This is a genomic window from Streptomyces sp. NPDC008137 (assembly GCF_042957035.1).
GTDB lineage: Bacteria > Actinomycetota > Actinomycetes > Streptomycetales > Streptomycetaceae > Streptomyces.
Window position 1 is genome coordinate 162,897 of the sequence record NZ_JBIBHN010000018.1, and the last position, 11,262, is coordinate 174,158.

Here is an 11,262-nt window from a genome sequence, read left to right on the forward strand (position 1 = left end):
CGACACGGGTACCCGGACGGCCTCCCCCTCTGTCATGTCAACCTGAGAGCTTCACCGGATCGCCCGAAGGCCTCCGGCTTTCACCGTCGGTGAGGGCGGAAGCCGTGACATCCGCCCTGCTTTCCAGAGTGACCTCGTCCGTGCGGTACGTGGGCCTGAGAGATTCCGGGGAGGATTTGCTCCTTCGGCGCCTCCGATGGTGTCTGGAGGACTCTCCCGCACGGGGTCAGCAGCCGTTGTCAGCCTACCAGCGCGGTCAACGCACGAACCTTCGAGTGGCCGCCTCCTCGATTGTGCCGTTTTGTAGTGGTTACGGATGAGTTGCGACCATGTGGAGGGCCCGTGCGAACCGATATCGATCCGCGCAACCTGATCGGCCGCAAGGCGTTCGACCGCAACGGGACCAGGATCGGCACGATCGACGAGGTCTACCTCGACGACGCCACCGGCGTCCCGGAGTGGGCGGCCATACGGACCGGCCTGTTCAGCCGGGACGCGTTCGTCCCCCTCGAACCCAGCGAGCTGATCGACGGCGCCCTCCACGTGCCCTTCGACCGCGCCCTGATCAAGGACGCCCCCGACTTCGGCGTGGGCCGCCACCTCTCCCCGGAGCAGGAACTCCAGCTCTACCACCACTACGGCCTAGACGTCGCCGCCCCTCCCCCGCTTCAGGACCACCAGTTCGGCAAGCTGGCGGGCACGGACGAGACGGCCTGAAGCCCCGGCAAACCTTCTAAGGAGCTGCGGAGCGCAGCCCCACACCCCCGGAGTCACCATCCGGCCCATCGCCCCCCTCAGACTCTCGTAACACCAAAGGCAGCGGATCCGCCGGCTCCAGCTCCGGATCGTCGACCCGGAAGGTCCGCACCCGCCCGGGCTCCGAGTCGGGCGTCTCGAACCGTACGGTGACCCGCCCCAGGCCACTGCCCTGCACCCACCCGTGCCCGAATCCGGCGTGCCGCACATCGTGCCCGGCGGGCCAACGCCGCTCGGCCGGCGCGGGCTGCACCTCCACTGGCGCAGCCGCGTGTTCCTCGACCGGGCCCTCCGCGACCGCCCGCTCCCCGGCCGCCTGCGCGAACAGGTCCTCCTGCGTGTAGTCGGCGAGCCCGCTCACCCCCACGCCGAGCAGCCGCACCCCGCCCGTCGTGTCGACCGAGTCCAGCAGTCTGGCCGCCGCCTCACGGATCACCCCGGGATCGTCCGTCGGCCCGCGCAGCGTCTCGGACCGGGTGCGTGTCGAGAAGTCGTACCGCCGCACCTTCAGCACGATGGTCCGCCCGGACAGCCCGGCCCCGCGCAGCCGCCGCACACAGCGGTCGGCGAGCCGCTGCACCTCCAGCCCGACCCGAAGCCGGTCGTGGATGTCCACGTCGTAGGTGTCCTCGACCGACACAGACTTCGCTTCCCGCTCCGCCACCACGGGCCGGTCGTCCCGGGCAAGAGCCATGGCGTAGAGCCCGTGCCCGTGCGCCTTCCCCAGCAGCCGGACCAGTTCGTCCTCACCGGCCTCGGCAATCTCCTCGACCGTGGTGATCCCGGCCCGCCGAAGGTGGTCGCCGGTGGCCGGTCCGACTCCCGGCAGGGTCCGCACCGACATCGGCCCCAGCATGGCCCGCTCCGTCCCCGGCTCGATCATCACCAGCCCGTCGGGCTTGGCCTGCTCCGAGGCGATCTTCGCGAGCATCTTGGACGCGGCCAGCCCCACCGAGCCCGTGAGCCCTGTGACGGCTCGGATGTCCGCACGCAGCTTCACCCCGGCCAGCCGCGCCGACCGCTCGTCCCAGGCCGCCCCACCGGCCTCCAGGTCCACGAACGCCTCGTCCAGGCTCAGCGGCTCCACCAGCGGAGACAGCGCCCGCAGCAGCTCCATCACCCGCTCGCTGATCGCCCGGTAGAACCCGAACCGCGGCGCGAGATACGCGGCGTTGGGCGCGAGCCGCCGGGCCTGCGCCATGGGCAACGCCGAGTGCACCCCGAAGACCCTGGCCTCGTACGAGGCGGTCGCGACCACACCCCGCGGCCCCAGCCCGCCCACGACCACGGCCTTCCCGCGCAGGCTCGGCTTGGACGCCTGCTCCACCGAGGCGAAGAAGGCATCCATGTCGAGATGCAGGATCGTGGGCGCGGTTCTCACAAGTCCGATGCTGCCCTACGCCACTGACAACGCCGTGCCGAACCGTCCCGAAAGGTCAGACGGCCCGGTTCCGCCGCCGCGCAAGCTCGTCCGCCGGGTTGGGCCCGACGAGGGTCTCACCGGTGTCGATCCGCTCCCCGTGCAGCTGGGACAGCGCGCTCTCGACGTCCCGCCACACCACACCCACGGCGATCCCGAAGACGCCCTGGCCCCCTTGGAGCAAGGCATGGACCTCATCCGGCGAGGTGCACTCATAGACCGTCGCACCGTCGCTCATCAGCGTCATCCGCTCCAGGTCGCGGAAACCGCGCTCCCGGAGGTGCTGGACCGCCGTGCGGATGTTCTGCAGCGACACGCCGGTGTCGAGGAACCGCTTGACGATCTTCAGGACGACGACGTCCCGGAAGCTGTACAGCCGCTGAGTCCCGGACCCGTGGGCGGGGCGCACACTCGGCTCGACGAGACCGGTGCGGGCCCAGTAGTCCAGCTGCCGGTAGGTGATACCGGCGGCCGCGCAGGCCGTGGGGCCGCGATAGCCGATCTGCTCGGACGCCATGGACGTCGTCCCTCCGCTGCTCGGCACCGCCGACGGTCGCTGCGGAGCGAGATCGGCCGCACCATCGGGCTGGGGACAGCCTCCGCCCGAGAGGAGCCGAGAGCCGGGGGGAGCGTACGGACCGCTCGCCCTGAGACTGCGCTCGGGGCCGCCCCCAGCCGTACCGTCGCCGCTGCTTCTCACGCCGACCTCCGTCCTTGACCTGCCTTCTCGACGGTAGGCAGTCACCCGGGGTGCGTCAACGATCGCCACACTCGCCACGCCGAGTGATAATCACCCTAAGAGTGGTTTCCCGTGCCCCACCGCGGGGAAAGGCTAGCCGAATGCCTTCGGCGCGGGCCGTGTGACGCTCTCACTCGCCACGGGCACATGCGGGCAATTCACCCGTCCCGTATACGGCGGCGGCCCTGCCGCTGACTCATAGTCCGCCGGGCCGCCCAGGTGTCTCACGACCGCTTCCGCTCCCCGTCAGGCCGGCATTCACCGGCCCCCCGGGGGCTCACTGGCTGCTGCTCCCGAAGTCCTCCGGGGAGATCTGGTCGAGGAACTCGCGGAACTTCTCCACCTCGTCCTCCTGCTCGTCCGGGATCGCGATACCGGCGTCGTCGAGCACCGTGTCACTCCCGTAGATCGGCGTCCCGGTGCGCAGGGCCAGCGCTATGGCGTCGGACGGGCGGGCGCTCACCTCGACGCCGCTGGCGAAGACCAGCTCCGCGTAGAAGACGCCCTCACGCAGGTCCGTGATACGCACTTCCGTGAGCTCCTGGCCGACGGCCTCCAGCACGTCCTTGAACAGGTCGTGGGTCAGCGGCCGCGCGGGAGCCATGCCCTGCTGGGCGAAGGCGATCGCCGTCGCCTCACCCGGCCCGATCCAGATGGGAAGGTAACGGTCGCCTCCCACTTCACGCAGCAGCACGATCGGTTGGTTGGAGGGCATTTCGACCCGGACACCTACGACATCGAGCTCGTTCACACAGCAACCCTAGGCCGTGCTCGGGACGTTTGGGTAGTCGGGCCGGGATCAGGCGCCTGATCCGGCCCCCACACGTCCGGCCGCCTCACGGCAACCGCACCCCGAGCGCCGTCTGCACCAGCGCGGCGTGCAGCTTCACCGTGAGCCCCGCCAGCTCCTTGGTGCGGTCCTCCGCATGAGCCCTGGTCTGCGGGTTCCGGTGTCGCTTCAGCGGGGCCACCACCTGGTCCACGAGCCCGGCCTCGCGGTCGGCGGCGGCCTTCATCACCCGCAGATGCCGCGGCTCGATCCCGAACCGCCCCAGCTCGGCGACGAGCGCCGCCACCGTGACCGCCTCCGCCTCGTACGCCCCGTCCTCCAGTGGAGTGACCAGCCCGTACGACTCCCACTCCGTGAGCTCCTCCTCGTCCACCCCGGCGGCCGCGAGCAGCTCCGCACGCCCGACTCTGGCAGCCGTGGGCGGCCCCTCGTAGGCCTCGGGCGCGGTATCGCCGTCACGCTGACGGCCCACGGTCGGCAGCGGAACGGCCTCACCGCGCTCCATGGCCTCCAGGTGCTCGCGAATCACCTTCAGGGGCAGATAGTGGTCCCGCTGCATCCTCAGGACGTGCCCCAGGCGCTCGACGTCACGGGCGCTGAACTTGCGATACCCCGAGGGGGTCCGCTGTGGCTCGATGAGCCCCTCCGACTCCAGGAAGCGGATCTTGGAGATGGTGACTTCGGGGAACTCGTCGCGCAGCGCGTTCAGCACTGTGCCGATGCTCATCAGCCCACTGTCCGTGGCGGCGGCGCCGTGCCCGGCACCGCCGCTCGGTGTATGAAGCATGGACCTTCCCTGACGGACGGACCTTCGCTGGGGTGTCCCGGAAACAGTCCCGGGTCAGTAGCCCCGCTGGCTGGCGTAGAAGACCAGCCGGTACTTGCCGATCTGCACCTCGTCACCGTTGCTCACGGCGACCTGGTCGATCCGCTCGCGGTTCACATACGTGCCGTTCAGGCTGCCCACGTCGGCCACCGTGAACGAGCCGTCCTGAGCGCGACGGAACTCCACGTGCCGCCGGGAGACCGTCACGTCGTCCAGGAAGATGTCGCTCTGCGGATGACGGCCGGCCGTGGTCAGATCGCCGTCCAGCAGGAAGCGGCTGCCCGAGTTCGGCCCACGGCGCACGACCAGGAGCGCGGAACCCAGCGGCAGCGCGTCCACGGCCGCCTGCGCCTCGGGAGACAGCGTCGGCGTGGGCGTCTGACCGGTGGCCTCGGCGTCGTAGGCCTCGAGTCCGGAGATGGAGATCGTGGAGGTCGTCTCGGACGGACGCTCGGGCGTCGCGCCCGGTCGCAGCGGCGCGCCACAGTTGGAGCAGAAGCGGCTGTTCTCCGCGTTGCGGTTGCCGCACCTCGTACACACCAGGGCCGACATGGGATCCTCCTGCCGCGGCTGCCCACCCGGAGCATTGGACGCATACGGGTCGGAAAACCCTCCACCCGCACTTGAGGGTTGCCCGAAACCTATGCCGCCGGGCTGCGCAGGGTCAACCGACGGCGCGCCCTGACCTCCGGAAACGTCGCCGCCCGGACCGCCGACCTGGTCCCGGAACAGCGGTCGCTGGCCCTCCGCGTCAGGCTGTGCGCGATGACGGGCGGTCGCATTGTCGCTGCCCTCTCGCGGGCTCTTGCCGAACAACTTCGCAAACAACTTCACGGGCGATTCCCCTTGACCGAAACAGACCCGCCCGTGGGGCAGGACGAACCCTGACTGAACACTCTGGCCGACCCGGACATCCTGACAACGTCCGTCTGCACCAGACAGTTTCCACCACGCACCACCCATTCGGTGCGCCGACCCCCCGCAACCTCATGCCCTCGCCGGACGCCGCCCATGCACCGCCGGTTCACTGGGAGGACGACCGAGCGTAGTCAGGCCGCTTCGCTGCTCGCAAGGCGTCCACAACGATCTTGGTCGACCGCTCCACGGTGACGATGGCCTGTTCCTTCTCGAGAGTCTGCACCACACCTCCGGGGATGTTGAGCGCCGGCTCAAGGTCCTGCGACTTGCCGATGACCTTGAAACGATAGGGAGTGTTGATCTTGTTCCCGTCGACGCTCACACCCTTGCCGGAATCCGTGAGATACGTACCGGCGACGACCCGTACGCCGTTCACCTGGATCGCCTCGGCACCCGCCGCACGCAGTTCCTGGACCGCGTCGAGCAGCATGTCCGACTCGACCGTCCCCTTCGTGTCCTCGATGGTCATGGTGATGCCGGGCCCCTGCGCGGCCACCGTGCCCGCCAGGATGCCGAGTTGCCGCTCCTTCTCGACCGTCTGCTTCCGGGCCTCCTCGGCCTGGTCCGAGCTGTTCTCCAGCTCGTCGCGCTGCTTCTCGAGACCCTGCTTCTCGTCCTCAAGACGCTGGGTACGGTCATCCAGTTCATCGAGGATGCGGACAAGATCTTCCTGACGCGCCCCGCGCAGGGCGCTGTCACTGTCACTGTTCGAGGCCACCTGCACGGCCAGCCCGAAGCCCAGGCCGAACAGCAGCAGCGCGACGATGAGTTGGGCCCGGCTGACCCTCGGCGGCCACAGCCCCTGCACCAGCCGCTGCCGACCGGTCAGCCGCGGCTCGGGCGCCACCTCCGGCTCCGGCTCCGGAGCGGGCGCCGGCTCAGGGACCGGCTCAGGCTCCGCGGTGTCCTGGGGGGCAGGCTCCGCCCCGGCCACCTCCTGAGGAAGCTCCTTACGGAGCCGGTTCCCGGACTCGCCGTTCCCGTCGCGCTGCTCCGCGCGCGTGTCGCCGCTCTTCTCGGCGCGCTTCTCGTCGTGGTCGCTCATCGGCCTCACGCCCGGAACACGTGCCGGCGGATCGCCGCGGCGTTGGAGAAGATCCGGATACCGAGGACGACCACCACACCGGTGGACAGCTGAGCACCCACGCCCAACTTGTCACCCAGGAACACGATCAAGGCGGCCACGACGACGTTCGACAGGAACGACACCACGAAGACCTTGTCGTCGAAGATGCCGTCGAGCATGGCGCGCAGACCACCGAAGACGGCGTCGAGCGCCGCCACGACGGCGATCGGCAGATAAGGCTCGACCACCGCCGGAACCTCAGGCCGGACCAACAGGCCGGCCACGACTCCCACGACGAGGCCCAGTACGGCGATCACGATGTGCCTTTCTCGCTCTTCTCAGTGCTCGGCTGTGCTGTACGTACGATCACACTCGGTGCGGCAGGCAGCCGGAGGTCGTCCTCCGCAGAGATGGCCGTCCTGATGCCGTAGCTCTCCTGGAGCGCGTTCAGGTACAACCCGTCCGCGCTGTCCTGGAACCTCGTGCTCAGCCGCTGCCCGTCCCCCACCGCGAGCACCGTGTACGGCGGCACCAGCGGCTTGTTGTCGACCAGTATCGCGTCCCCCGCGGCCCTGATCGCGGACAGCGCCGTCAGCCGCTGCCCGTTGATGGAGACAGCCTCGGCGCCCGACTCCCACAGCCCGTTGACCACGCGCTGCATGTCCCGGTCACGCACCCGGCCGATGTCGGAGAACCCGGAGGCCTCGCGCGGGTCGCCGTCGCCGCCCGCACCGGTGTCCTTGGCGTCGTTCACCACGAGCTTCACACCGGGACCGTGCACCGCGGCGGCGCCGGACAGGATGCCCACCAGATCGGACCCGGCGCTGCCACTGTGCTTCAGCGCCTCGCGCTGCCTTGCACTCACGTCCGCGCGCAGCTCGTCGACGGAGTCCTCAAGCTCGTCCGCCGTCTCGCTCTGCCGGTCGATGCGATCGACCAGCTCTTCCCGCTCCTTGGCTACGACGGGCGCGGCGACCCGCGCCTGCGCCGCTCCGACGGTCACGATCAGGGCGGCGAGCACCAGTCCCGCAGCGAGCCCCAGCTTCGCCCTGAGGGTCTTCGGCAGGCCGGCGTCACCCGCGGCCTTCTTCCGCTCGGCGGCCTCGGCATAGCCGTCGTCGAGGCTGTGGTCCATGACGTTGGTGAGCAACGACATGGACGCATCCGGGCGCCGGGGCCGCGTCGGTGTGCTCCGAATGGGGGGTTGCTGCGGCATGCCGCACATCGTCGCACGTCGCGGCCACTACCTCCGAACGGCCCCACCGGCGTGCCGGACAGGCCCCGTTGAGGACACTTGTCCGGCACGCACGCGTACAGGCCGTTCTACCGGCCGGCGCTGTCCACGACCGCCGACCACTCGTCCAGCAGGGCCTGGGCGGAGGCGTCGTCCGGCCCCTCGGCCCACAGATGGGTGACGGCCTCCGCCGGGTCGGGCAGCACCATCACCCAGCGCCCGTCGGTCTCGACCACACGCACGCCGTCCGTGGTGTCCACGAAGCGATCTCCGGCCTCCTCGACGACCCGCCGCATCACGAGACCCTTGACAGCCCACGGGGTCGCCAGGTCCCGCTTCAGGACGTGCGCCCGCGGGATCCGGGCGTCGATTTGGCTGAGCGTGAGCTGCGTCCGCGCCACCAGCCCGATGAGCCGTACGAAGGCCGCGGTGGCGTCGTACACGCTGCTGAACTCGGGAACGATGAACCCGCCCTTGCCATCACCGCCGAAGATCGTCCCTTCCTCGCCACCGACGCGCGTGAGGTCGTCGGGAGAGGTCGTCGTCCACTCGACCTGGGTCCCGTGATACGCCGCCACCTGCTCGGCGATCCGGGTCGTGGTCACCGGGAGCGCGACCCTGCCGCTACGCCGCTCCGCGGCCACGAGGTCCAGCATCACGAGCAGCGCCCGGTCGTCCTCGATGATCCGTCCCTTCTCGTCGACGAGGGACAGCCGCTCACCGACCGGATCGAACCGCACCCCGAAGGCGGCACCCGAGGACGCCACGATCTCCCCGAGACGCACCATCCCCGACCGCCGCATGTCGGCCGTCTCCGTCGGCCTGGACTCGTCCAGACCGGGGTTGATCGTCAGCGAGTCGACACCGAGCTTCCCGAGCAGAGACGGCAGCACGAGTCCGGCGCTGCCGTTGGACGCGTCCACGACGACCTTCAGCCCGGACTCGGAGATACCCGTAGTGTCGACGTTGCGCAGCAACGACCCGGTGTACGAGTCGAAGACACTGGCCGGGAAGTGCAGATCCCCGATCTCACCGGGGAACGCCCGCCGGTACTCCTGCCTCGCGAACACCCGGTCCAGCTTCCGCTGGCTGCCCTGCGACAGGTCGGCACCGTTCCCGTCGAAGAACATGATGTCCACGGAATCCGGCACCCCGGGCGTGGTACGGATCATGATCCCGCCCGCACTGCCCCGCGCGGTCTGCTGCCGGGCCACCGGCAGTGGGACATTCTCCAGATCCCGTACGTCGATGGCGCTGGCCTGCAACGCGGAGATCACCGCCCGCTTCAGCGCACGGGCACCGCGCGAATGGTCCCGGGCCGTGGTGACGGTAGAGCCCTTCTTCAGGGTGGTCGCATACGCACCGGCAAGCCGCACGGCCAGCTCCGGCGTGATCTCGACGTTCAGGATTCCGGACACACCACGGGCTCCAAAGAGGTGTGCCTGTCCCCTGGACTCCCAGATGACCGACGTGTTGACGAAAGCACCGGCCTCGATGGTCTTGAACGGATAGACCCGCACATTGCCTTGGACGATCGATTCTTCACCGATCAGGCACTCATCACCGATGACCGCCCCGTCCTCGATCCGCGCCGCTCGCATGATGTCGGTGTTCTTCCCGACCACACACCCGCGCAGATTGCTGTGCGGCCCCACGTAGACGTTGTCGTGGACGACGGACTTGTGCAGAAAGGCACCGCTCTTGACCACCACGTTGGAGCCCACAACAGAGTGCTCACGGAGCTCGGCGCCGGCCTCGACCTTGGCGTAGTCCCCGATGTACAGGGGGCCGCGGAGCACGGCGTCGGGATGCACCTCCGCGCCCTCGGCAACCCAGACGCCCGCGGAGATCTCGAACCCGTCGATGTCGACGTCGACCTTGCCCTCCAGGACGTCGGCCTGCGCCTTCACATAGCTCTCGTGCGTGCCTACGTCCTCCCAGTACCCCTCGGCAACGTAGCCGTAGACGGGCTTGCCTTCCTTCATCAACTGCGGGAAGACGTCACCCGACCAGTCGACGGGCACATCGGGCTCGACATAGTCGAAGACCTCGGGCTCCATCACGTAGATGCCGGTGTTCACCGTGTCGGAGAAGACCTGGCCCCAGGTGGGCTTCTCGAGGAAGCGCTCCACCTTGCCCTCCTCGTCGACAATGGTGATGCCGAATTCCAACGGATTGGGAACACGAGTCAGACAAACAGTGACCAGCGCGCCCTTTTCCTTGTGGAAATTGATGAGCTCGGTGAGGTCGAAATCGGTCAGAGCATCGCCGGAGATGACGAGGAAGGCATCGTCCTTCAGTGCCTCTTCGGCGTTCTTGACGCTTCCAGCGGTACCGAGTGGCTTCTCCTCGTTGGCATAGGTCAGCTCCATACCGAGCTCTTCGCCGTCCCCGAAGTAGTTCTTGACAAGCGAAGCCAGGAACTGGACAGTAACGACTGTTTCATTGAGCCCATGCCTTTTGAGCAGCCGCAGAACGTGCTCCATGATCGGGCGGTTGGCCACGGGCAGGAGCGGCTTGGGCATGCTTGAGGTCATGGGGCGAAGACGCGTGCCTTCGCCTCCGGCCATCACGACGGCCTTCATGTCGGAAGCGTCCTCCTCTAAGAGACGACGGTCTAGCCGACTTCCCCCGCCAGGATTGTCCCCCAGTTCTCGACCACGGGCCATCGGACAGCCACGGTGGGACCAATCCGCAAGTTCAATCGGCCATGGCGTCCGCACGGACCAGGCGGCGGACTTGTACCACGTAGAGGACTCCTGCCCACCAGTACAGCGTTGTACCCCATCCGGCGAACGCCCATCCGAAAATAGCAGCGAGTGACGAGATCCAACCACTTCCGTCACTGAGCAGGAGCAGTGGGAAGGCATACATCAGGTTGAAGGTGGCGGCCTTGCCCAGGAAGTTCACCTGGGGCGGCGGATAGCCATGACGGCGGAGGATGCCCACCATCACCAGCAGAACCAGCTCTCGCGCCAGAAGTGCAGCGGTCAACCAAAGGGGCAGAATCTCACGCCAGGTGAGACCGACCAGGGTCGAGAGAATGTAGAGCCGGTCGGCTGCCGGGTCGAGAAGCCGGCCGAGACTGCTGATCTGGTTCCAGCGCCGAGCGAGCTTGCCGTCCAGGTAGTCGCTGATGCCGCTCAGAGCCAGCACTAGGAGGGCCCATCCGTCACTCTTGGGCCCGCCGAACTCAGGCCTCAGAATCAGCCACAGGAAGAGGGGTACGCCGACGAGCCGAGCCATGCTGAGGATGTTCGGGATGGTGAGCACACGGTCCGTCTGGACGCGAGTCTCCTGAACCTCCACCCGGGGGCCTCCTGTGGGAAACGTGCCAACGATGCTCACTGACCTTACCTCAACGCAAAAAAGCTCTGGCTCTCGGGCTGTGTGCCCAAGAGCCAGAGCTCTAAAAGGAGTTCGGCGGCGTCCTACTCTCCCACAGGGTCCCCCCTGCAGTACCATCGGCGCTGAAAGGCTTAGCTTCCGGGTTCGGAATGTAACCGGGCGTTT

Annotated in this window: 10 protein-coding genes, 1 rRNA gene, 1 pseudogene and 1 riboswitch; of the genes and pseudogenes, 1 reads left to right on the forward strand and 11 read right to left on the reverse strand. The window is 68.3% G+C overall.

The window, feature by feature from the left end:
- Window positions 1–133 precede the first annotated feature (133 nt).
- Window positions 134–229, reverse strand: a riboswitch (glycine riboswitch).
- Window positions 230–342: 113 nt separating this feature from the next.
- Window positions 343–717: a PRC-barrel domain-containing protein gene (locus ACFZBT_RS26150; RefSeq protein WP_189724556.1), complete on the forward strand. Its 375-nt coding sequence runs from the start codon at window positions 343–345 to the stop codon at window positions 715–717.
- Here the strand turns inward: ACFZBT_RS26150 and ACFZBT_RS26155 are convergent.
- The 11 genes and pseudogenes from ACFZBT_RS26155 to rrf all read right to left on the reverse strand — a co-directional run.
- A pseudogene (locus ACFZBT_RS26155) lies at window positions 669–2,137 on the reverse strand (DNA polymerase IV). The gene ACFZBT_RS26150 and the pseudogene ACFZBT_RS26155 overlap by 49 nt on opposite strands.
- A gap of 55 nt (window positions 2,138–2,192) precedes the next feature.
- Window positions 2,193–2,876 (reverse strand): MerR family transcriptional regulator, encoded by a 684-nt coding sequence (locus ACFZBT_RS26160; RefSeq protein ID WP_391107855.1) that lies wholly within the window; start codon window positions 2,874–2,876, stop codon window positions 2,193–2,195.
- A gap of 316 nt (window positions 2,877–3,192) precedes the next feature.
- Window positions 3,193–3,666, reverse strand: coding sequence for a bifunctional nuclease family protein (locus tag ACFZBT_RS26165; RefSeq protein ID WP_003988851.1), 474 nt, complete (start codon window positions 3,664–3,666; stop codon window positions 3,193–3,195).
- 85 nt (window positions 3,667–3,751) lie between these two features.
- Window positions 3,752–4,492, reverse strand: a complete 741-nt coding sequence (locus ACFZBT_RS26170; RefSeq protein ID WP_391107858.1) for a MerR family transcriptional regulator — start codon at window positions 4,490–4,492, stop codon at window positions 3,752–3,754.
- A 54-nt stretch (window positions 4,493–4,546) separates the two neighbouring features.
- The gene (locus ACFZBT_RS26175; RefSeq protein WP_391107861.1) at window positions 4,547–5,494 is read right to left on the reverse strand and encodes an FHA domain-containing protein; all 948 of its coding nucleotides are present in this window, start codon (window positions 5,492–5,494) and stop codon (window positions 4,547–4,549) included.
- Window positions 5,495–5,555: 61 nt separating this feature from the next.
- Window positions 5,556–6,494 carry a DUF881 domain-containing protein gene (locus ACFZBT_RS26180; protein ID WP_391107864.1) on the reverse strand — a complete coding sequence of 313 codons (939 nt, stop codon included), beginning with the start codon at window positions 6,492–6,494 and terminating at the stop codon, window positions 5,556–5,558.
- A gap of 5 nt (window positions 6,495–6,499) precedes the next feature.
- Window positions 6,500–6,832, reverse strand: a complete 333-nt coding sequence (locus tag ACFZBT_RS26185) for a small basic family protein (protein ID WP_003988855.1) — start codon at window positions 6,830–6,832, stop codon at window positions 6,500–6,502.
- Window positions 6,829–7,740, reverse strand: a complete 912-nt coding sequence (locus ACFZBT_RS26190) for a DUF881 domain-containing protein (RefSeq protein ID WP_391107867.1) — start codon at window positions 7,738–7,740, stop codon at window positions 6,829–6,831. Before ACFZBT_RS26190 ends, ACFZBT_RS26185 begins: the two co-directional genes overlap by 4 nt.
- A gap of 98 nt (window positions 7,741–7,838) precedes the next feature.
- A complete protein-coding gene (locus ACFZBT_RS26195) occupies window positions 7,839–10,334 on the reverse strand; it encodes a sugar phosphate nucleotidyltransferase (protein ID WP_391107870.1) in 2,496 nt (831 codons plus the stop codon).
- 115 nt (window positions 10,335–10,449) lie between these two features.
- Window positions 10,450–11,058: a CDP-alcohol phosphatidyltransferase family protein gene (locus ACFZBT_RS26200; protein WP_184599460.1), complete on the reverse strand. Its 609-nt coding sequence runs from the start codon at window positions 11,056–11,058 to the stop codon at window positions 10,450–10,452.
- A 109-nt stretch (window positions 11,059–11,167) separates the two neighbouring features.
- A 5S ribosomal RNA gene (gene rrf / locus ACFZBT_RS26205) occupies window positions 11,168–11,262 on the reverse strand; the annotation flags it as partial.